Genomic DNA, 21,820 nt, shown 5'->3' with positions numbered 1-21,820 from the left:
TACGCTCTATCAACGTGTGGTCGATGACAATTGATCTAAGGCTAAATTTAGCTGTAGCACATTGACCCGCACTTGCCCATATACACCGAATTGTGCAGGCTGAATTTGTTGTTGTACCAAATCACGAACTTGCTGCTCAGGCAAATGACGTTGTTGTGCCACACGTTTCACCTGTAATAAAGCACTTTCAGGTGAAATATCTGGGTCAATCCCGCTTCCTGAAGCCGTCACCATCTCATTTGGCACTTGTTGCTCAGTAATCTGATTATTTTGTGCAAATTGCACTGTTCGTTCTTTAATTTGTGTTTGTAAATCAGGATTAGAAACCGCCAAATTACTGCCTGCCATGCCATCGACATTGTAACTTACAGCACTTGGTCGTCCATGAAAATATTGTTCACTAACAAAGTTTTGTCCTACCAAACTTGAACCAATAATTTTACCATCCAGTTCAATGACACTACCATTGGCTTGTTTGGGAAAGATCAACTGCGCAATCGAGACACTTGCTGTAGCGTACAACATGCCTGCAATCAAGAAACCAACTGCAATTAAACCAAGACTCGGACGTAGGACTGAATGTCCTTGACTAGATAATGCCAAGTCCTGTTGATTCAATTGCTCATGACTCAATAAAGTATTCATTTCCAACTCCTAAATCCACAATGACACAACAAGGTCAATCAGCTTGATCACAATAAACGGAAAGATCACACCACCGACACCGTAAATCAGCATATTACGGCGTAACAATTGCAAAGCACTGGCGGGTTTGAATTGCACTCCTCTTAAAGCCAATGGAATCAACATTGGAATAATCAAAGCATTAAAGATCAAAGCTGAAATCACGGCACTGCTTGGACTACTAAGCTGTAAAATATTCAGTACTCCAAGTTGTGGAATCGCCACGGCAAACAATGCAGGTAAAATCACAAAATACTTAGAGACATCATTTGCCAACGAAAAAGTGGTTAATGCTCCACGAGTAATCAATTGCTGTTTACCAATTTCAACCACATCTAGCAATTTGGTTGGATCAGAATCCAAATCCACCATATTGCCAGCTTCTTTGGCTGCTTGCGTACCCGAATTCATGGCTAAACCAATATCTGCCTGCGCCAAAGCAGGTGCATCGTTGGTACCATCACCGACCATTGCGACTAATTTTCCTGCTGCTTGCTCGTTACGAATACAAGCCAATTTGTCCTCAGGTCTCGCTTCTGCAATATAGTCATCCACCCCTGCTTCAGCCGCAATCGCAGCCGCAGTCAATGGATTGTCTCCCGTGACCATAATGGTTTTGATACCCATCTCACGTAACAGCGCAAAGCGTTCTTTAATGCCTTGTTTAATTACATCTGAGAGTTCAATCACCCCTAAAATACTGTGATTTGAAGCCACCACAAGTGGTGTTGCACCTTTAGAAGCCACTTGCTCTACACGGGTTTTCAGCTCAATGTTGTCTTTGATTTCTTGATGGGTAAAGTTAAGAATCGCGTCCACAGCACCTTTACGAATCGTTTGTCCAGTTGCTAGATTTACTCCTGAAAGACGAGTTGAGGCACTAAATTGAATGAACTCAGCATCTTTCGGCTCTTGGATACTTTCACCTAACTCTTTCCCAAGGCTGATGACCGATTTCCCTTCAGGCGTTGGATCGGCAAAAGAAGTGAGCATTGCTGCTTGACGCAACTCGGTTGGGGTTACACCTGCCAATGGATAAAAAGCGGTGGCTTGGCGATCTCCATAGGTGATCGTGCCTGTTTTATCCAACAATAACACATCAATATCACCCGCAACTTCAACGGCTTTACCTGATTTGGCTAAGACATTGGCTTTTAAAGCACGGTTCATCCCTGCGATACCAATTGCAGGCAGCAAACCACCGATCGTGGTTGGAATCAAACAGACCAACAGTGCAATCAGCAAGACCATACTGATTTTGATCCCGACCATTGAACCAATCACAGGTAAGGTCAGCACCACCACAATAAAAGTGATGGTCATAATATTGAGTAAAATACTCAATGCGATCTCATTCGGTGTCTTTTGACGGTTGGCACCTTCCACCAAGGCAATCATGCGGTCTAAAAAGCTATGCCCTGCCTCATTACTGACTCGAATAATAATTTCATCCGACAAGACCTTAGTGCCACCAATCACACCTGAACGGTCGGTATTGGCTTCACGTAGTACGGGTGCAGACTCACCTGTAACGGCTGATTCATTGATGGTCGCAAAACCCTGAATAATCTCGCCATCCGCAGGAACAATTTCACCTGCCTTAACGATGACTAGATCATTTTTTTTAAGTAGATTGGCAGAAATCACTGTCGGTACAGCATTTAAATCGAGGATACGATTTGCGGTTAAATTTTCACGTGCCTGACGTAAAGATGCAGCTTGTCCACGTCCTTTGGCTTCTGCAACCGCCTCGGCATAATTGGCAAATAAGACCGTGACCAATAAAATCAAGCTTAGGACTAAACCAAAACCTAAACTGGTATTTCCCATCAAAGTGGCAACAAGGGTTAAAACTGTTCCCACCCAGACACATGCCATTACTGGATTTTTAAACGCATGTTGAGGCAGCAATTTATGGAAAGTTTGCTGAATAATTTCTTTATTCAAGATATCCATCTGTTGTGTCGTATTTGAATGTTTCATTGTGCTTGCTCCACGCTTAAACTTTTATCAACAAATAGTCAGCAATTGGCCCAATCACCAACACTGGCATGAATTGCAACAAGGTCAGAATCAGCACGATCCCAATCAAGGTCAACGCAAAAGTTGGAGATTCAATATGTAAAGAACCCTTGCTTTCGGCTGCTTGCGGTTTGGTTGCTAAACTCACTGCGATCAAAACTGGAATAATCAACACGCTATAACGCCCTGCCAATAAAGCCACACTGGCACTCAGGTTCCACCATAAAGTGTTATCGCCTAAGCCTTCAAAACCAGAGCCATTATTGGCGTAGGCAGAGACATACTCATAAAACACTTGGCTAATACCATGAAACGCTGGATTTGAATTCCCTGTAATGGATGGAAATGCTATGGCAATCGCCGTCAGACCAAGAATTACCACGGGTTGTAATAAAATCACGAAGGCCAATAACTTAATTTCAGTCACTTCAACTTTTCGCCCAAATAATTCAGGGGTACGCCCTGTCATCAAACCTGCGATAAATACTGCGAGAAATAGGTAAATAAAGAACTGTAATAGACCACAGCCGATACCGCCCCAAATGGCATTAATCAGCATATTGCACAGCTCAACCAATCCTGTCAGTGGTGAGGCAGAGTCATGCATCATATTGACCGAGCCGTTATTCACTTGTGTGGTCAAACTTCCCCACAATGCCGATGCTTCCGCACCGAAACGCATTTCCTTCCCTTCCATCAAAGCAGTATTTGGAGTGAGCGAAGATTTTTCAGCCCATAGGCTCAATAGCGTTGCAGAAAGTGACATCAACAACATGCTGCCAAAAATCATCCACATCAGTTTCTTACGTTGAATAAAACGCCCAACCATAAACACCGCAGAAAGTGGAATCAGTAAAATCGCGATCATCTCAATCACATTGGATAGTGGCGTTGGATTTTCTAAAGGCACACTACTGTTTGGGCCATACCAACCGCCACCGTTACTGCCCAGTTGTTTAATTGCAACCATGGGCGCAACAGGACCGAGCGGAATATGTTGTGTTTGTACCTCGGAACTTTGATCTAAAACCTGCGCTGTTGGCCCTGCAGATAAGGTTGCTGGCACACCTTGAAAAGTGAGCAGTAAAGAAAAAATTAAACCAAGTGGAATAAAGAATCTAAATAATGGTCGAATGATATCCATCCAATAATTCCCCAGATTAATGCGATTCCATTTGTTTTGATCTAGGTCTTGTTGTTGAGTTGATTGTAAAAATAATGCTCTTAACATGGCGACTAATAAAGCAAGCCCCATTATTGGCGACAAATATTGCAATCCTACAATTACCGTCATTTGCGATAGATAAGACAGTTGTGCCTGTCCTGAATAATGCTGTTGATTGGTATTGGTCAGGAATGAAATGGTAGTATGTAAAGCCAAGTCCCAATTCATATTTGGAATATGATCAGGATTCAATGGCAGCCATGCCTGTGTCATTAAAATAGTGACACTCGCCACTAACAACAAGATATTACTGAGTACAAAAGCACCTAGATATTGTCGCCAGTTCATACCCACTTGCTTCACATTGAGAACCGCGTAAATCGGTTGTTCAATCCACTTAAAGAAGCTATCACTCTTCATTGGTTTGGTTTGCATGACATCCGCAAGATAGTGTCCTAACGGATAAGCCAGCAGCAATGAAAGGATAAATACTGAAATAAATTCCCACATAGCATATGCCATTAAAAATAGGTCAGCTTTAGTATGGAAATTAAGAGCGTAAATTCTCTATATTGAAAAAAGTAAGACGCGTAAATTTTGCGTAAATTTATTTAAAATAATCCATCAAGAAATACATCAAAACTCGCAACCTGTTTAAGCTGATGCCTCCATAGCATGAATCATCGGCTTATTTTTATGACAGAGTTGATAAGCACATAAACATGCATAAATTCCTACCCAATAGCCTAAAAACTTCAAGTTTTGCTCGTGACCAAAGTGTATGCCCCGTTGAGCACGCTGAATAAATTTTTTATTTTATTGCATTGGCTTAGATCATATTTATCACCTTTCAATCAACGAAATAGATTACATATTGCTACGCTGATAGCTCATTAAATCTATCTTGTGCTCTTTAAAGTGTATTTAAGTTCATCACTAAATATAGCCAGTTGATATGTATTCATCAGGTGAAACATACGCTGCTCACATAACAAGCTTTTGAATAGGCAACTATCGTCAGGATTTAGCGCCGTAAAGATAATTGTGGAAATACTGAGCTAAGCACAACGAATTCTGCAATATGAGGAGTTCTGCTTTAAAAATTTCCAATAGATAGTTTCAAATGTAAGGAACTCATCACCCATTACACAAAATAATGGGGTACTGTCAAACATCAGGACTGTGGCTATGAATCGAGTGTAGTAACCGAAACCAATATCTTTGACCCTTCTCTGCTTCAAGCTAATTTCTTAGCTTAGATTTAGGCTAATATCGTACACTTATCCATAAAATCGCTAATTTTTCTTGTTAAACAGTAAAACTAAAAATAGCTTTCTTGGGTCCTTATTTTAACTATAAGTTATTATTTTTCTTCATACAGTTCACACTTTCATTAATTAAGTGTAATTTTATATAAGCGTAATCCCTGTTTAAGATAAAAATATTGGGGGGGATAAAAAATAGAATGAAACTGGAAGCATCAACACTATTCAAACAAGAGCAAATTGATCTTTTAATTGCTCGCGGACTAAATTTGGTTCGATTCCCTAAAGGGCTAGAGACGATCTATAAAAACCTATACAGAAATGGGGCGGCTTTGGAATTTCGCTATCGTGCCCCTATCATTTTAGGACTATATTTGTATCTATGTATAGGGACCTACCAAATATTGCCAACCGAAATACGTTCTGAATGGATCATGTTTTATGGTTGGGTCGGTTTAATCATTTTTTTCGCATGGTTTCTTTCTTTTATTCCAACAATGAATAAATGGTTTGAACATTATGTTTGTCTAGGATCTGTAGGGTCTGTCGCTCTTACTTTCACATTAATCAATGTATTGGAACAAGGTCAAAATAATGTACTTTTTCATGCTGCAATGATGTATGCAATTGTTATTATTTATGGTTTTGTCGGGATGAGATTTTATACTGCTGTGATTGCAGGTTGGTGTGGTGGTTTAATTGGTATAATTGTAACTACATGGCTAAACATCTCTATTGATTGGACTTTTTTAAATCGAACTTATACATTCAGTAGCTTTCTTGGTATGGCTTTAGCTTATGCAATTGATCGCCAACATCGAGAAAATTATTTGCAAAATTGTATGATCGAATTAAACAGAATAGAACTTAAACACCAAACAGAACAACTTTCAATATTATCAAATCATGACCCCTTAACAGGTTTAGCTAATCGACGCTATTTAGACAAAGTTCTCGAAAATGAATGGAATCGCTCAATAATTCACCAAACACCCATTACAATCATGATGGTAGATATTGATTGCTTTAAACAATATAACGATACATTAGGTCATCTTCATGGTGATGATTGCTTAAAGCAGATTGCTAATATACTAAATTCAGTACCTTCAAAAAATAATGATCTTGTTGCTCGCTATGGAGGTGAAGAATTTCTATTACTTTTCACTTTAACAAATGAAGATCAAGCTCTGATTAAAGCGAAATACTTAATGGAACGCATACATGAAATTGGAATTATTCATCCACAGAGCAGTATTTCCAAATATCTGACAGTGAGCGTTGGGGTCGCAACTATCATTCCTAACTTGAATAATAGCCTTTCAGAATTTATTGCTCATGCAGATCACGCCCTATATATCGCTAAAAGCAATGGAAAAAATCAATTTCACCTGAGTACGTCATACAAAGAAAGTCATCAAGTTTTGTAGCTGGGTGTATTAGCTCAAACCTGAGCTAACAACTGCCAATATTTGATTAAAACTATCAAATGAAATTTGAGCTAAATTCCAATAACCTTTGCTCGCAATTAATGTTTCAATCTTGCACAGCAATACTGCCCATCTGCCATTGCACTCCTTATCCTGATAGGTTACGTCAGTACTATAGAAATTCAGCTAATCATCTAGATTAAGTTGTAACTCTTTCAATGAGCTCTAGAATTTCTTTTGAAAAGTAATCGAATATAACGCTGCAAAATCATCTTAAAGAATTCAAAATTGAAGTAGTCAAGTAAGTGACTGATAAAAATTAGAGCTGAGCAAAGGTTGCCACACATTTAGGTAAAACCCTATGTAGTCTTTATGTCTGGATTAAACCTTATGATCTGCAATAACCTAGAATTACTGAATTTTAAGCTTTGCTTTTCCCATAAGAATAAACTTATATTCATGGACTTTAGATTTACATCTGTAAAATTGAACATATTTTATTCAAAAAAGTATTGTAAATTGCACTTTTTCGAACTAAAAATTAAACATAAGAATCATCAAAACAAAAACCTAAAATGGATAAGAACATGTTAAGTATAAAGACGATAAAGCCCCTAATGATATTGAGTTTCGGATTAAGTTTGTTTAGCAATAGCTATGCACAAGAGACTAAATACCTCATTGAAAAAAGTGTCAACCAAGATAATGAGAAATTTGTCAAAATATTCAAGGATATTCATCAAAACCCTGAACTGGGCTTTATGGAGTCTAGAACTGCGACAATCGTTGCAAAAGAATTAAAATCCTATGGATATCAAACCACTGAGAAAATTGGTAAAACTGGTGTGGCGGCTGTCATGAAAAATGGGGACGGCCCTGTTGTCATGTACCGCGCAGATATGGATGCAAATGCAGTTAAAGAAACAACTGGTCTGCCATATGCAAGTACAAAAATAGTGAAATTAGAGGATGGATCTGAAACACCCGTTGCACATACATGTGGACATGACGCTCATGTGGCGTGGATGCTAGGCACTGCAAAGTTTTTTGCTGAGCATAAAAACCTCTGGAAAGGAACGGTCATATTTATTGGGCAACCTGCAGAAGAACCGATCTTAGGTGCAGAGGCAATGGTAAATGATGGTTTATATACAAAACATAAAATTCCAGTTCCTGACTACCTATTCGGCATTCACGCTGCACCAGTTGCAGTTGGCGTAATTGCAGCAGCGACAGGTGTCCGCATGGCAGGTACAGATCAATTTGATGTGACATTTCATGGCATTGGGGGACATGGCTCCACCCCAAATTTATCCAAAGATCCTATCGTCATGGCCGCAACTGCAATAACTCAATACCAAACCATTATCAGTCGAGGAATTGACCCGAAAAATTCTGCAGTAATTACAGTTGGGTCTGTGCAAGCTGGAAGCAATAATAATGTAATCCCTGCTTCCGCATTGCTAAAAATTAATTTACGTTGGTTTAATGAAAATGACCGAAAGTTAATGATAGACGGTATTAAGCGAATCAATGAAAGTATTGCTTATGCTTATAATATGCCAAATGACAAGTATCCAACAATTGCATTTAAAGGCTGGGCTCAACCTTTAAATAATGACATAGCTCTAACCAAAGTAGTTCAAAATGCATTATCAAATTCAGGACTAATAGAAAATCCCAAATATTTATTAGATGAGAATGTTCTCCCATCTGTAATGGGTTCTGAGGATGTTCATCACTTAGTGATTCATAATCCAAAATATGCATACAGTTATATTAATGTTGGTATTGCCGAGCCTAAACGCTTTATCGAAGCCTTTAAACAAAAAAAACTACCATTCAATGCACATAATGGAGACTTTGAAATTGATCTATCCGCAATTCCATACGGGACTAAAGCTGGTATTACATCAATGTTAGCTATCTTTAATGAAACAACACAATCTTAAATTAAATTGCTCTTTAAATGATCAAGAAAAACTGATTTTTTCATTATTATTTAATTGTTTTCCGAACTTAAAACGACTCTAAATTGTATCGAGGATTAATGTCGACAACGGTATTGTACAGTGATAGTTTCGTTAGGCTTTCTTGCACAAAGCTATTCTTGAAGGCTTCTTCAGCAATATAATTTCCAGATGAAGAAGCCTGCACCTAAAATCTACCGCACAACCAATTGGTCCTCGTATAACCAAGCTTTAATCAAGCGAGGGAATATTTCAATCTGGTTTGATCCGAAGACCCAATGGTATGCACAACCACAAGGCAAGCACGGACGAAATCAAACTTATTCCGATACAGCGATTCAATGCTGTTTAATGATCAAATCTCTATTCCGTCTTTCTTTACGTATGGTCACTGGCTTTGCTCAAAGCCTGATTAAACTCAGTGGCTTAAATTGGACAGCACCAGATTACTCCACCCTCTGTAGACGACAAAAGCATATTGATATTGCGATAAGCTATCAGAAAAGTCGTGATGGGTTACACCTACTCGTCGACTCTACGGGTTTAAAATTTTTAGGTGAAGGCGAATGGAAGCGTAAGAAACATCAGCCTGAATACCGTCGGCAATGGCGTAAACTGCATATTGCTATAGATGCTGAAACACTGCAAATACGTGCCGTTCAGCTTACGACAAATAATGTCAGTGATTCACAAGTACTAGGTGATTTACTGGATCAAATCCCACTAGATGAGCGAATAGATTCTGTCTATACCGATGGGGCGTACAACACGAAGTGCTGCAGACAATTGATTTCAGATCGTCAAGCACATGCAGTAATTCCACCCAGAAAGAATGCCAAGCCATGGAAAGATTCTAAAATCAGTTCAATAGAACGAAATGAGTTACTTCAAACGGTTAAACATTTAGGCAGAACCCTATGGAAAAAATGGTCGGGTTATCACCGTCGCAGTTTGATGGAAACCAAGATGCATTGCATCAAATTATTAGGAGATAAGCTGACGGCAAGACATTTTCAAAGTCAAGTCAATGAAATTCATGCGCGTGTGGCAGTTCTGAATAGATTTATGGAATTAGGTAGACCTCACACCCAAGTTGTCACTTAAATTTGAATGGATTGGGGAAAACTCAGCTTTTGAATGTTTATGCAACAAAGCCGGTTGAGGGGTAAAACTACAGGCAAGAAAAAAGCCCTTGCAAATACAAGGGCTTTTTTCAAAATTTGGCGGAAGCGGTGACAGTCAAATTTAAATCTTAAGTTATTGTAATAAAAAACAAAAAAATTATATTTATTATTTTTTACTACTTTTTTTACTACTCAATAATTTTCTCATTTTTTATTTATTTCAAAAGCCAAATTAAGATATTTATACTTATTAATATCTGGTTCAAATTAAGTTTCTGGAGTACAGCATCATAATAGTTCAATAAGGTAATTCTTTGATTATAAGTTTCATTTTGTCATGAATCAGTCAAATAACATAGTCAGCATAGTTTTATCTAATGAACATAGAGCAGATATTAAAATAATTGAATCTTAGTAGGCAGAAGGAGATCTATCTAGTTTTCTACTTATTCAATTGCTTAGCAAGCACGCCACCAAAGAAAATAAAGTATTGATTTAATAGAATTATTTCATTAACTGTACTCAGCATAATAAGGCATATTCTCAAATATAAACATCGCAATTAAGTTCGTAAATAAACTCAAATTAATCAAATATATTATAAAAATATATTTTATTCGTACAAAAAACAATGTACATTTGTATAAAATTATTGAGTTTAGAATATGAGTAAAATTTTAATCGTTTTTTCATCTGTCAATGGCCAAACATTAAAAATCTCAAAAAAAATTAAAGAAAACTTAGATGCTGAGAATAATACTATTGATATCCTTTCTATTGATAAGGCTCAAAATATCAATATAACTAATTATGACTTTGTTCTTGTAGGTGCAAGTATAAGATATGGAAAGTTTCAAAAATCTTTGTACCAATTTGTTTCCAAAAATCTAGATACATTAAAATTTATGAATAGTGGTTTTTTTTCAGTTTGTGCTACAGCCAGAAAATCTGGTAAAGATAACCCAAATAGTGATAAATATTTTCTCAATTTTATGAAAAAATCTGGATGGACGCCAAAGGTTTGTTCAATCTTTGCAGGTGCAATATTGTATTCTGAGTACACATGGTACGACCGAATAATTATACAGTTCATAATGTATATTACAAACGGACCAACAAATACTTCTAAAAAATATGAATTTACAAATTGGGCGAAAGTTGATTCTTTCAGTAAAGAAATTGCTGAAAATATCTAAATTTAAGCTCTATTTATTTTCTAATAATCTAAATCCTGTTTAGGTCGATATTACCAGAATATGAGTTATCGGCTTTTTTGTCAGAATCTCTAGGCTAATAAAGAAGCATATATCTTAAGAATATAAACTTGAGTTTAGCAGCGTTGATGCACAAACAAATCTCTAAATGCCTAACGGCTTTGTTGCACAAACCTAGCATAAAATGCTTATTGGGCAATATAATTTCAAAATGAATAAGCCTACTCCTAAAATCTATCGTACAACCAACTGGTCATCCTATAATCGAGCTTTAATTAACCGAGGTAATATTTCCGTTTGGTTTGATCCAAAGACTCAGTGGTATGCACAATCACAAGGCAAACAAGGTCGAAATCAAACCTATTCCAATACAGCTATTCAATGCTGCTTAATGATTAAATCTCTATTCCGGCTCTCTTTACGCATGGTTACAGGTTTTGTTCAGAGCCTGATTAAACTTTGCGGATTAGATTGGACAGCGCCAGATTATTCCACCCTTTGTCGCAGACAAAAGCATATTGATATTGCGATTAGCTATCAAAAAAGTAGCGATGGGCTACATCTACTCGTGGACTCCACTGGCTTGAAGTTTCTAGGTGAAGGTGAGTGGAAACGCAAGAAACATGGATCAGAGTATCGTCGCCAATGGCGTAAGCTCCATATTGCTATAGATGCTGAAACCCTTCAAATACGTGCTGTACAACTCACCACAAATAATGTCAGTGATTCACAAGTACTTGGGGATCTACTTGATCAAATTCCACCAGATGAGCGAATTGACTCTGTTTATACAGAAGGTGCTTATGACACAAAGCACTGCCGACAAGTCATTTTAGATCGAGATGCACATGCGGTCCTTCCACCTAGAAAGAATGCAAAGCCATGGACAGATCAGCAAGCAAGGTCTATAGAGCGGAATGAGTTATTGAAAACAATCAAACAGCTGGGAAGATCCCTTTGGAAAAAGTGGTCTGGTTATCATCGTCGAAGTTTGGTGGAAACCAAGATGCATTGCATCAAATTATTAGGCGACAAATTAACAGCAAGGAGTTTCCCTAGTCAGGTGAATGAGATTCATGCACGCATAGCAGTCTTGAATAAATTCACAGAGCTCGGTCGCCCTCATACCCAAGTTACCACTTAAACTTGGTTCACTTAGCGGAGCTCAGCCTTTCAAACCTTTATGCAACAAAGCCCTTATAAGTTATACAATTGATTAAACCATCAAAAATGAAAATAAAATAGCTAATAATGGATATACTGTTATTCAAAAATTCCTTTCAAATCTTTTGGCAGGCCAGAAGCAGTTTCCATTTGACCTTTACTATTTTTCCATATCATTGCAGGTGTTGCATAAAAACCATACTTGGTCATCATTTCCTCATTACTTTCAATTTTTTGAGCAATGTTCGCTGGGATTTGTTTCATTTCTTTTAACTTATGCTTCCCTTTAGCCGTATTGAATTCTTCAAAAACCTTTGCTGGATTTGTAGCAGCAAGTAATGTTGCTGCCTGTCCTCTACTTTCTGGACGAATCACTGCCACTTGAATATGACGTAACTGGACTTTTCCTGATTTTACATAAGGACGGGCTTTTTCCCAAAACATATGACAATATGGACAGTTTGGATCAGAAAACACATAAACAATACGGGGTGCATTAACATTGCCATCCTGAATATAAGCGGATTTACCCAGACTTTTCCAGACATCATCCAATACGGATTGTTTAACATGCTTATTTAGGGCATCAACAGTAACGTTATCTCCTTTGGCATTATGTAAGTCACCAATAATGTAATATTTCTGGTCATTGGAGATAAAGACTGTTGCAGGGTTCTGTTGCATATGTCCTGCCCAACCCGTCATTTGTGCAGGGGCTTCTATCTGTTTTACAAAGCTAAAGCCCTCTTTTTCCAATTGCTGCTTAATTGTGGGTACAGCAGCAAATGTCTGAGCGGCACTCAGGGATAATATTAAGCCAGACATTAACTTTAAATGAGCGTTCATCAGGTTACACCTCTATTGATTTGATGGATAAGTAATTTTTTGCAGGTATTGCTTGAGCATGGCTTGGCTTAATTCACCAAGATGACGTTCCACAAGTTGTCCTTGTGCATTAAAAAATAAGGTACTGGGTAAGCCATACATATTCATGTGTTGAGGCATTTCCCCATGAGGATCAAACAGGACATTGTTAAAATTCAATTGATAACGATGTAGATAGGACACAATCGCTTCAGGTGTTTCACCTTGGTTAAGCATGACAAATTGAACATCTGGATAATCTTGCTGTGCCTGATACAACACAGGCATTTCACGATGACAAGGCGGACACCAACTTGCCCATAAATTCACGACAGTAGGTTTACCAATAAATTGAGTCATGGATTGTGGTTGCTGTTTGAGGTCGTTAAATGCTAAATCTGGATAGTGTTGCTGTGCATTCCAATGATTGAGTAAATTGATTCCCACAAACTGTATTGTGATAAACAATAGAAAACTGCTTACCAATGCAGGCAATTTTAATAAGCGATTTTTCCAGATAAACCAGCCACTACCTGCAATGATGCCTGCATAAAGGTTAAATCCTTTATCCTGAACCTTAAGAATATCTATTGGATGAGCCAAATATAAATCAGCATGAATCAGCACAAATACAAGTCTTGCGGCAAATAAGCCAATCCATAGTGCAGTCCATAAGGAATCCTTATAGCACTTCCAAGTTGAATCACTCCATTGATGACGTTGCTTAAAATATTTCCCAATGAACCATACACCAACAAGTCCAGACAGTAAAATCAATAGTGACCACGGCAGCATGAACATACCCAGATGCAATGCTTGGGAAGAAATCAAGGTTGATTCTCCTCATTTAATTTTTGAATATTCTGAATTAGTTGTGGAGCGGTATAAGTTCCTGTGAGACGAAGATCACGCTGCTCTTTCTGGTTAGGTGCAAGAAACAATACCGTTGGTGGACCAAGAATCTGCCATTGTTTTAAAATGATGTCTTGCGAAGCTTCATACTGGGTTAAATCCAGTTTAATGCGGGTTACATTTTTCAACGCATCCTGAACATCAGTTCTTGGTAAAACATCTCTTTCGATAGGCTGGCAGGCAACACACCAGTCAGCGTAAACGTCCAGTACAATAGTATCTTTGGTATGTGTAGCTAACGCCTGATTCAGTTCCTGTTGATTTTTAACAATGATCCACGATTGAAGTGACTCACTTTCTGTGGTCTTGACATTTGCAATCGCTTGATTGATATGCCAAATCCCACTCACAGCACAGCCACAGATCAAAACCAGAATGGCAGCTTTATAAGGGATATGGACAATATGGCGTAAAATACCCAGTAAATATCCCGCCATTGTAATCAGAATTAAGGCAAGTCCTGCATAGTAGAAAGTTAAAGGCAATAAAGGACGAGCAAAATATATCGCCATTGCCAGCATGATAAAGCCAAAACTAAATTTTAATCGATCCATCCATAAACCAGGTTTGGGTAGATACTTAGCTCCAAAGACACTGGCGATAAATAAAGGTATCCCAATCCCAAGACCCAGTAAGAATAGGTAGAATCCACCAAGTAAACTATGTTCAAGATAAGAGACATAGAGCAAAGCCCCTGCCAATGGTGCACTCATACAGGGACCAACAATCAGGGCTGAAACTGCCCCCATAATTCCAGCACCCAGCAGTGTTCCACCTTTTTGGCGTTGCTGTATCTGGTCTAAACGTTGTAATAAACCCTGTGGTAAGGACAGTTGATATAAACCAAATAAGTTCAACGCAAATACAATAAACATCAGGGCAAATAAGCCAATGAATACAGGATTTTGAAACCAGCGTTGAATACCATAACCAATTTGTGAAACCACAATACCCATAAGTCCATAGACCAATGCCATACTGAGTACAAAGGTCAATGCGATGATGGCAGCTTTATAGCCTTTATTGCGCTGCACCAAAATGCCTGAAAGAATAGGAATCAAAGGTAATGAGCAAGGTAAAAAGGCAAGTAGAATACCCAGTCCTAAAAATAGGATAATGTTAAAAACGATACCTTGATTGGACAAAAGGTTTAAAAAGAATTGATCATTATTCCAGTCATCACTCAATGATGCTGTTTGTGGCTGAGTTTCCGCCTGCTCTTGTACCTTATCATGAAGAAGTACGGCTGATTCAGCCTCCTGTAAGGTCGAAGAAGTTTCAGGATTCGATTTCTCCTGAACAGTTTGCTCTTCAGATTCTGGCGCTACTTCTGATGTATTTTCCTGAGTGACTAAAGCTGCAAGATTAGAGAACTTTGTTTCTGAATTTTGTTGTGGAAGCAGTCCAGCAGCATCAGTCGTGATTGTGGTACGTTGTACGGGATAACATAGGCCATCTTCCGAACAACCCTGCCAACTGACTGTATATCGGCTGTTTGGTTTTACATCCAGTTGGGTCAGCACCTGTTTGTAGTGCACATTGGTTACACCAAAAGTTGGATCATCCTTTTCCTGCCCTTTGGGTAAGTTTAAAGACAGATTCTGCTGATCTAGACTCACCTTAAATTGGTCATGATATAAATAATAATGAGGGGCAATATCCCATTTTAACTCGGCTGTTTTTTCAGATAGAGAACTTGCCTGAAATTTAAATGCCTGTTCTGGTGGCAAAAAATCCTGATTTGCATATATCGATGTTGTGGCTATGCCCAATACAATCGCTATAAATGGTTTAATCAACATACGAGCTTATCTAAACTTAACATTCAGAGCATTATCAGGGACGCTAAATTAACAGAACATTAAGGGCTGTTTTTGTTTGTAAAATAAGTGGGCTAGATGAGGAAATACCATGTTTGTCGTACTTGTTGAAGATGATCCCTATATTGCCCAGAGTATTCTTGCTGCACTGGATTACCTGAATGTTTCAGTTGAGCATGTCGATACTGCTAAAGCTGCGGATTATTTTATTCGCAACAGTGCGGTTGATTTATGTTTACTGGATTTGGGTTTGCCTGATCAGGATGGTCTTGATTTGTTAAATACATGGCGTAAAGATCAAATTCAAGTACCTGTTCTGGTGCTTACAGCACGTAATCAAACCCAGCAATGTGTCGAGGCCTTAAATATCGGGGCAGATGATTATCTGACCAAGCCCTTTGACTTAAAGGAACTGATTGCCAGAGTCCATGCTTTGGCAAGACGAAATCGTGGTTACTCCTCAAATGTGCTGCATATTGGTGAATTAGAGATTCATCAGGACACGCAACAGGCGCATTATCAAGGACAACTCCTCACATTATCCAGACGGGAATATAGTTTGCTGGAAGCCTTTATGCTTTATCCCAATCAAGTGTTAAAAACAGAGCAATTGATTGATAAAATTTATGGTTATCAGGACAGTATTGAAAGCAACGCATTGAATGTGCATATCCATCACCTTAGACAAAAGATTCATCCTGATATAATTCAGACCATTCGGGGTGTAGGTTATATGCTTAAAGTACCAGAGCAAAGTACATGAGAAGCTATAGTTTAAAATGGCGACTGGTTTCCATCATTCTAGTGGTCTTTATTATCTTGTGGTCACTGGTATTTTGCTGGCTTTATTTTGAACTGGAAAAACAACTACAAAATACATTGGATGAACGCCTGTCCGCTTCTGCCCATATGGTTGCCCGTTTAATTCAGCAACTCCCTGTTGATGAAATTGCCAATACAGCAAATGCAATACAGCAAGACTATGGCACTCAAAATTTGATTGCTTGTCAGGTCTCATTATTCAGTTCCAATGTTTCCTCCAATCATCAGGTGATTGCTAAAACACAAGGTTCACCTGAAAGTCTAAGTACACGAAAAATAGGGCTGAGTACATGGTCAGAAAATGATGTTGAATGGCGTAGTTATGTCTTACAAAAAGGACAGATACAGGTGGTTGCTGCGGAAAGGTTGCAGTTACGCTACTCCTTGCTCAAACAAATTTTACAATCAGTATTGATCCCTCTAATCATTACCTTGATTTTATGTATTTTTTTAATTTTATGGATTATTCGGGTTGAGTTTCAACCTTTAGACCAGATTGCACGACACCTGAGCCACAAGAAACAGCATTTATCTGATGCAGCGACCTATTTACTAGAATTAAAAACTCAGAATATTCCTAAAGAGATTCAACCCTTTGTCGATGGTTTACTACAACTGATATATGACCTGCATCAAAGTCTTGAAAATGAAAAAAGCTTTAGTGCCTTTGCCGCTCATGAATTACGTAGTCCACTCACCGCAATTAAGACACATGTTCAACTTAGTCAGCTTATACTGAGCCAGACAGGACAAACAGAAGGCAAAATTGACTTCAATCTCAAACAGGCAGAAACAAGTATTCAGCGTTATGAGCAGTTACTTGAACAACTACTATTACTGAGCAAAACTGAAATACAACCTAAACATATCTCAATGGAATCCACAGACGTTGCCCAAGCCCTGCGACACGTCATTTCTGAACTTGAGCAGAAATATCCTAATCTTTCAAAAAATCTCAATATTGACTGGAAAAGTCTATCTTTAATCAATCTATCTTACGCTACTTTGGGGATTGTACTTAAAAACCTCATTGAAAATGCTTATTTACATGCACAATCTAAAAGCCCGATTCAAGTGTATATGGACAAAGAGGATTTAGTGGTTGCGGATACTGGTCATGGTTTGAGTGATGATGAACTTGGTTTACTAACACAACGCTTCTGGCGTAAATCTTCGCAAAATGCTGGGCATGGTTTAGGGTTACCATTAATAAAACTACTTCTTCAAAGACAAGAATTTACGATAATTTTTAAGCATAACATACCCACAGGATTAGTTGCCCTAATTCGAGAAGCTTCAAAAGTGTAGTCTAATAGGTGTAAATCCAAAATTAATAATCGGTTTTAACAATAAAAATTTAATAAAATAACAATTAAAGTTAAGTGGATTAATTCACAAAACAATATATTATAAAAGTGTAATTTAAATAATATAGGTCAAAAATGAAGATCTTCAAAAATCTAATCAAAGAAGCAAAACTAAAATTAAGGAAATCGACATACAGGTTTTCTTATAAAATTTTGATCAAGACTTAATTCTTATAGGTAATCGTGAGCGAGAAGAATCTCAAGAAGCATCAATAGATAAGTGTATTAATTTTTCAAGAGGTATACTTAAAATGAAAATTGCACAATATCATTTAATAGTTAATCAGAGTTTCGATTCAGAGATTGTCCTAAAGAAACCTCCTCAAAAAGATATCTACATTATTTGTCGAGCTGATTGATGCTCATCATTAGCAAATCTAATTCTATAAAATATGGGGTTTACAAAACTATTTTCTCTTCAAAGTAGTATGCAATCTTGGATTGATTCAGGTTATCCAAAGGTTTTTTTATTCGAAATACCCCCACTAAGGAGACTTTATATGTCTAACCTAGATGAAGTTGTAACATTCCCTCAATTAAATAAACCAGCACCAAATTTTAATGCCAAAACCACCCATGGCATGAAAAGTTTAGAAGACTACAAAGGTAAATGGTTAGTTCTGTTTTCACATCCAGCTGATTTTACCCCTGTTTGTACTACTGAATTTATGGGTTTTGCAACACGTGCTGAACAATTCGCGGAATTGAACTGTGAGTTATTAGGTTTATCAATTGATAGTGTACATTCACATATTGCTTGGGCACGTAGTATTGAAGAAAACTTTGGTATTAAAATTCCATTCCCGATTATTGCCGATCTTTCAATGGAAGTTGCTAAAGCTTATGGCATGATCCAACCAGGTGCTAGTGATACAGCCGCTGTTCGTGCCACTTTTATTATCGATCCTGAAGGTATCTTACGTGCAATGGTTTATTACCCAATGAGTAATGGACGTAGTATTGATGAGTTTCTTCGCGTACTTAAAGCGTTACAAACCTCTGATGAATACAAAGTGGCTACACCAGAAAATTGGCAACCTGGCCAAGAAGTAATTGTACCACCACCAGCAACAATGGAAGCTGCAGATACACGTAAATCTGAAGGATATAATTATGTAGATTGGTACTACAGTACTAAATCGCTATAATTTTTAAAGTGATTATTTACTTTAAAATATAAAAAACATGAGGCTATTAGCCTCATGTTTTTTTATAATGAAATGAATTTTTATTCTAAAATACTTCTTAACATCCATGCGGTTTTCTCATGAATATCTAATCGTTGTGTGAGTACATCTGCAGTAGGTTGATCATTCGCTGCATCCACAACATCAAATATACTTCTTGCAGTTCTTGCAACAGCTTCGTGTGCATTGACCAGCAATTGAATCATCTCATTCGCTTTTGGAACACCTTCTACTTCTTTGATTGATGCTAATTCTACAAATTGCTTGTAAGTGCCCGGAGCAGGAAAACCTAACGCACGAATACGTTCTGCGATCACATCTAGAGCATTCCACTGCTCAGTATATTGACCCATGAACATGTTATGCAGGCTGTTAAACTGTGGACCAGTGACATTCCAGTGAAAATTATGAGTCATCAAATATAAAGTGTAACTGTCAGCGAGTAATCGTGATAAACCTTTGACAATTTTTTCACGGTTATCTTGAGAGATACCAATATCAATTTCTACCATTTTAGCTTGCTTTTTTGAACTACCCATAATATTAACATCCTGATGTTTTGAAATGTAATTAGACGACCATAGCATTGTTAGATATACAATTAATAGTAAAAGAGCAAATTATCTGTACTTACTCTCACATTTTCAGGCAATCAAGATCAGTTCTCCTATTTATAAGAGTATCAATATTGAAAATGAACCCCCTAGAATATTGCTGATTCAAATACAGTGCCATTATCAAGTTAAATGAAGTCTAGATGCTGATTATTTGATGTAAAGCTCATGTGTTCAAATATTCAATTATCCTGAATAGTGCTTGTTGAGGATTATTATGCTTAATAAGTAGGAAGCCTTAAACAAGTTTAAGCTACGACCAAGGTTCAGCTTGCCTTTCAAGCCCGTGCCGAATGGCATATAATTATGATAAGTAATTGCAATAGAAAATAAAATTATAGGAGAAATAGGGATGGCAGGGTTATCTATTTGGCACGTACTCATTTTTGCAATTGTCGTGATTCTTTTATTTGGCACATCAAAACTTAAAAATCTGGGTAAAGATGTTGGTGGCGCCATCAAGGATTTTAAAAAGTCGGTACAGGATGAAGAGCCGGCTACAAAACTGAATGAACCACGTAGCGTAGAACAGCAGCACCAGAACAATAACGATAATACCACCAGCAAAAACTAAGTGGATGGAGGGATCAAATGCTGAATGTAGGCATGACGGAATTGCTGGTCTTCGGTGTGATTACCTTATTGGTATTAGGTCCTGAGAAACTGCCCGAGGCCGCACGTTTTGCCGGAAAATGGTACGGGCACATCAAACGCCTGATCAATAATGTCCAGCAGGATATTGACCGTGAACTTCGACTGTCAGAACTACGTGAGGACATGCAGAATGAAATGCGGCGTCTGCATGAGCTGGAGCGGCAAATGCAGAGCCAGATGCAGCAGTTACAGCATGATAAAATCATGGATTATGACCAACGGACGCACATCAAAATCGATAATAATCAAAAAAATAAGTTTCCCATCTATCAATTTGTTGAAACCAAGCCACAAAATTTGCTTAGCCAAACTGGTTCTCAAGTTCAACAACTTACTCGGCTTCAAAAACAGATCAGGGAGATGGTATGAAACCTAAAGCTACGCCCACTATGGTAGATTCGGAGCAGCAGATGCTGCTACAGGATATGCCCATCACCCAGCATTTGATTATCCTGCGCCAGCATCTGATTAAAATCATAGGCTTACTGATCATCCTTTTTTTCTGCCTGTTACCCTTTGCTAATCAAAGTTATCAGTGGCTGTCTGAACCGCTACGCGCCCAGTTGCCAGTAAGTTCCTCGATGATTGCCACCGATGTCACGGCAACCTTCATGGCACCGTTTAAACTGAATTTTTTTATGGCCTTGATGATTGCCATGCCGTTCATCCTGTATCAATTGTGGGCCTTTGTAAAACCTGCCTTGTATCAAAGGGAAAAAAACTTGGCTTTACCACTATTGCTCGGCAGTATCGGAATGTTTTATGCCGGGATTGCTTTCGCCTATTTCATCGCCCTGCCCTCCGTTTTGCACTTTTTTATCAGTGTTTCCCCGGACACGGTTGCACCGATGACTGACATCAACAGTTATCTAAGCTTTTGTTTAAAGCTGTTTTTGGTATTTGGGATGACCTTTGAAATTCCGATTCTAACCTTGATTCTCATCTTGATTGGAGTGGTCAGCACAGATCAACTGGTCGATAAGCGTAAATTTATTATTGTCGGCTGCTTTTTTATCGCCATGTTTGTCACGCCACCAGATCCACTCTCCATGATTATGCTGGCTATCCCGATGTGGTTGCTGTTTGAAACAGGCTTGCTCTTTGGTAAGTTCATTGAGAAAAAAGCACAGTTTAAGCCCTAAACTTGCGCTTTATTCAGCATATCTTCATAAAATTAAAAAAAATCTTGCGAAATCCACCTCTACCCTGTCTGTCGGGTGGAGTCTTCTTTCGCTTTTAGATGGTCTTGTTTTTAACGGTGAACGGTAGGCACACTAAATAGCTATAAAAGAGTAATGCGATGACCATGGCCAGATGAAATGCCCAATCGACCCAATAGCTGAGATCAAACAAGGTAGCAGAAAAGTATAAAGGCAGGAAAAAGAATCCGAGTATCGCAATGCTAAAAGCAATCCATGTGCTACGTCGATGATTGAATTTTTTTGCCTATTTTTGATCAGCCAGTATAACCATGGCACGATCAGCAGGGTGAGCAGTATTGCAACAAGAAGACCATTTTCCAGTATGGCCTCCCATAACATC

18 protein-coding genes and 1 pseudogene are annotated in these 21,820 nt (G+C 38.1%); 11 read left to right on the top strand and 8 right to left on the bottom strand.

Annotated features, from left to right (window positions below):
* Positions 1-9: 9 nt before the first annotated feature.
* The 4 genes and pseudogenes from kdpC to ACZ8ZH_RS06190 all read right to left on the bottom strand — a co-directional run bounded on the left by kdpC (position 10) and on the right by ACZ8ZH_RS06190 (position 5,046).
* The gene (gene kdpC, locus ACZ8ZH_RS06205; protein ID WP_119062921.1) at positions 10-645 is read right to left on the bottom strand and encodes a potassium-transporting ATPase subunit KdpC; all 636 of its coding nucleotides are present in this window, start codon (positions 643-645) and stop codon (positions 10-12) included.
* A gap of 9 nt (positions 646-654) precedes the next feature.
* The gene (kdpB, locus tag ACZ8ZH_RS06200; protein ID WP_119062922.1) at positions 655-2,667 is read right to left on the bottom strand and encodes a potassium-transporting ATPase subunit KdpB; all 2,013 of its coding nucleotides are present in this window, start codon (positions 2,665-2,667) and stop codon (positions 655-657) included.
* A 16-nt stretch (positions 2,668-2,683) separates the two neighbouring features.
* Entirely contained in the window at positions 2,684-4,381 is a 1,698-nt protein-coding gene (gene kdpA / locus ACZ8ZH_RS06195) for a potassium-transporting ATPase subunit KdpA (RefSeq protein WP_119062923.1), read from the bottom strand.
* A gap of 144 nt (positions 4,382-4,525) precedes the next feature.
* Positions 4,526-5,046 (bottom strand): annotated as a pseudogene (locus tag ACZ8ZH_RS06190) (hypothetical protein).
* 290 nt (positions 5,047-5,336) lie between these two features.
* On the opposite strand from ACZ8ZH_RS06190, the gene ACZ8ZH_RS06185 reads away from it, so the two are divergent.
* The 5 genes from ACZ8ZH_RS06185 (at position 5,337) to ACZ8ZH_RS06165 (ending at position 12,018) form a co-directional block, all read left to right on the top strand.
* Entirely contained in the window at positions 5,337-6,566 is a 1,230-nt protein-coding gene (locus ACZ8ZH_RS06185; protein WP_119062924.1) for a GGDEF domain-containing protein, read from the top strand.
* Between the two features lie 587 nt (positions 6,567-7,153).
* Positions 7,154-8,518 (top strand): amidohydrolase, encoded by a 1,365-nt coding sequence (locus ACZ8ZH_RS06180; RefSeq protein ID WP_213069981.1) that lies wholly within the window; start codon positions 7,154-7,156, stop codon positions 8,516-8,518.
* Positions 8,519-8,707: 189 nt separating this feature from the next.
* Positions 8,708-9,640 (top strand): IS5 family transposase, encoded by a 933-nt coding sequence (locus tag ACZ8ZH_RS06175; protein ID WP_086207772.1) that lies wholly within the window; start codon positions 8,708-8,710, stop codon positions 9,638-9,640.
* A 685-nt stretch (positions 9,641-10,325) separates the two neighbouring features.
* Entirely contained in the window at positions 10,326-10,856 is a 531-nt protein-coding gene (hemG, locus tag ACZ8ZH_RS06170) for a menaquinone-dependent protoporphyrinogen IX dehydrogenase (protein WP_119062926.1), read from the top strand.
* Positions 10,857-11,085: 229 nt separating this feature from the next.
* Entirely contained in the window at positions 11,086-12,018 is a 933-nt protein-coding gene (locus ACZ8ZH_RS06165; RefSeq protein WP_119063205.1) for an IS5 family transposase, read from the top strand.
* Positions 12,019-12,137: 119 nt separating this feature from the next.
* Here the strand turns inward: ACZ8ZH_RS06165 and dsbG are convergent, their stop codons facing one another.
* From dsbG to dsbD, 3 genes are read right to left on the bottom strand one after another with little or no spacing between them, the layout of a single operon-like run.
* The gene (gene dsbG, locus ACZ8ZH_RS06160; RefSeq protein WP_119062927.1) at positions 12,138-12,884 is read right to left on the bottom strand and encodes a thiol:disulfide interchange protein DsbG; all 747 of its coding nucleotides are present in this window, start codon (positions 12,882-12,884) and stop codon (positions 12,138-12,140) included.
* Positions 12,885-12,896: 12 nt separating this feature from the next.
* On the bottom strand, positions 12,897-13,733 hold the full coding sequence (locus ACZ8ZH_RS06155) for a TlpA disulfide reductase family protein (protein WP_119062928.1): 837 nt from the start codon (positions 13,731-13,733) through the stop codon (positions 12,897-12,899).
* A complete protein-coding gene (dsbD, locus tag ACZ8ZH_RS06150) occupies positions 13,730-15,616 on the bottom strand; it encodes a protein-disulfide reductase DsbD (RefSeq protein ID WP_119062929.1) in 1,887 nt (628 codons plus the stop codon). Before dsbD ends, ACZ8ZH_RS06155 begins: the two co-directional genes overlap by 4 nt.
* Before the next feature lie 109 nt (positions 15,617-15,725).
* Between dsbD and ACZ8ZH_RS06145 the strand changes: the two genes are divergently transcribed.
* From ACZ8ZH_RS06145 to ACZ8ZH_RS06135, 3 genes are all read left to right on the top strand, one after another.
* Entirely contained in the window at positions 15,726-16,397 is a 672-nt protein-coding gene (locus tag ACZ8ZH_RS06145; RefSeq protein ID WP_119062930.1) for a response regulator, read from the top strand.
* Positions 16,394-17,764, top strand: coding sequence for a sensor histidine kinase (locus ACZ8ZH_RS06140; RefSeq protein ID WP_119062931.1), 1,371 nt, complete (start codon positions 16,394-16,396; stop codon positions 17,762-17,764). Before ACZ8ZH_RS06145 ends, ACZ8ZH_RS06140 begins: the two co-directional genes overlap by 4 nt.
* A 559-nt stretch (positions 17,765-18,323) precedes the next feature.
* On the top strand, positions 18,324-18,971 hold the full coding sequence (locus ACZ8ZH_RS06135) for a peroxiredoxin (protein WP_119062932.1): 648 nt from the start codon (positions 18,324-18,326) through the stop codon (positions 18,969-18,971).
* Between the two features lie 80 nt (positions 18,972-19,051).
* Here the strand turns inward: ACZ8ZH_RS06135 and ACZ8ZH_RS06130 are convergent, their stop codons facing one another.
* Positions 19,052-19,549, bottom strand: coding sequence for a Dps family protein (locus ACZ8ZH_RS06130; protein ID WP_119062933.1), 498 nt, complete (start codon positions 19,547-19,549; stop codon positions 19,052-19,054).
* A 427-nt stretch (positions 19,550-19,976) separates the two neighbouring features.
* Here ACZ8ZH_RS06130 and tatA point away from each other — a divergent pair, with 427 nt between their 5' ends.
* From tatA to tatC, 3 genes are read left to right on the top strand one after another with little or no spacing between them, the layout of a single operon-like run.
* Entirely contained in the window at positions 19,977-20,198 is a 222-nt protein-coding gene (gene tatA, locus ACZ8ZH_RS06125; RefSeq protein ID WP_119062934.1) for a twin-arginine translocase TatA/TatE family subunit, read from the top strand.
* Between the two features lie 17 nt (positions 20,199-20,215).
* The gene (gene tatB / locus ACZ8ZH_RS06120) at positions 20,216-20,647 is read left to right on the top strand and encodes a Sec-independent protein translocase protein TatB (protein WP_119062935.1); all 432 of its coding nucleotides are present in this window, start codon (positions 20,216-20,218) and stop codon (positions 20,645-20,647) included.
* A gap of 20 nt (positions 20,648-20,667) precedes the next feature.
* A complete protein-coding gene (tatC, locus tag ACZ8ZH_RS06115; protein WP_416332340.1) occupies positions 20,668-21,420 on the top strand; it encodes a twin-arginine translocase subunit TatC in 753 nt (250 codons plus the stop codon).
* Positions 21,421-21,820: the final 400 nt, after the last annotated feature.

This window comes from Acinetobacter sp. SW-226 (assembly GCF_055632855.1).
The sequence above is the reverse complement of the archived record's forward strand: the minus strand, read 5'-3'. Positions and strand labels throughout refer to the sequence as shown.

What these genes read in the sequence shown, in the direction of transcription:
- kdpC (WP_119062921.1), bottom strand. Translation starts at nt 645, where the DNA reads ATGAATACTTTATTGAGTCATGAGCAATTGAATCAACAGGACTTGGCA.
- kdpB (WP_119062922.1), bottom strand. Translation starts at nt 2,667, where the DNA reads ATGAAACATTCAAATACGACACAACAGATGGATATCTTGAATAAAGAA.
- kdpA (WP_119062923.1), bottom strand. Translation starts at nt 4,381, where the DNA reads ATGTGGGAATTTATTTCAGTATTTATCCTTTCATTGCTGCTGGCTTAT.
- ACZ8ZH_RS06185 (WP_119062924.1), top strand. Translation starts at nt 5,337, where the DNA reads ATGAAACTGGAAGCATCAACACTATTCAAACAAGAGCAAATTGATCTT.
- ACZ8ZH_RS06180 (WP_213069981.1), top strand. Translation starts at nt 7,154, where the DNA reads ATGTTAAGTATAAAGACGATAAAGCCCCTAATGATATTGAGTTTCGGA.
- ACZ8ZH_RS06175 (WP_086207772.1), top strand. Translation starts at nt 8,708, where the DNA reads ATGAAGAAGCCTGCACCTAAAATCTACCGCACAACCAATTGGTCCTCG.
- hemG (WP_119062926.1), top strand. Translation starts at nt 10,326, where the DNA reads ATGAGTAAAATTTTAATCGTTTTTTCATCTGTCAATGGCCAAACATTA.
- ACZ8ZH_RS06165 (WP_119063205.1), top strand. Translation starts at nt 11,086, where the DNA reads ATGAATAAGCCTACTCCTAAAATCTATCGTACAACCAACTGGTCATCC.
- dsbG (WP_119062927.1), bottom strand. Translation starts at nt 12,884, where the DNA reads ATGAACGCTCATTTAAAGTTAATGTCTGGCTTAATATTATCCCTGAGT.
- dsbD (WP_119062929.1), bottom strand. Translation starts at nt 15,616, where the DNA reads ATGTTGATTAAACCATTTATAGCGATTGTATTGGGCATAGCCACAACA.
- ACZ8ZH_RS06145 (WP_119062930.1), top strand. Translation starts at nt 15,726, where the DNA reads ATGTTTGTCGTACTTGTTGAAGATGATCCCTATATTGCCCAGAGTATT.
- ACZ8ZH_RS06140 (WP_119062931.1), top strand. Translation starts at nt 16,394, where the DNA reads ATGAGAAGCTATAGTTTAAAATGGCGACTGGTTTCCATCATTCTAGTG.
- ACZ8ZH_RS06135 (WP_119062932.1), top strand. Translation starts at nt 18,324, where the DNA reads ATGTCTAACCTAGATGAAGTTGTAACATTCCCTCAATTAAATAAACCA.
- ACZ8ZH_RS06130 (WP_119062933.1), bottom strand. Translation starts at nt 19,549, where the DNA reads ATGGGTAGTTCAAAAAAGCAAGCTAAAATGGTAGAAATTGATATTGGT.
- tatA (WP_119062934.1), top strand. Translation starts at nt 19,977, where the DNA reads ATGGCAGGGTTATCTATTTGGCACGTACTCATTTTTGCAATTGTCGTG.
- tatB (WP_119062935.1), top strand. Translation starts at nt 20,216, where the DNA reads ATGCTGAATGTAGGCATGACGGAATTGCTGGTCTTCGGTGTGATTACC.
- tatC (WP_416332340.1), top strand. Translation starts at nt 20,668, where the DNA reads ATGGTAGATTCGGAGCAGCAGATGCTGCTACAGGATATGCCCATCACC.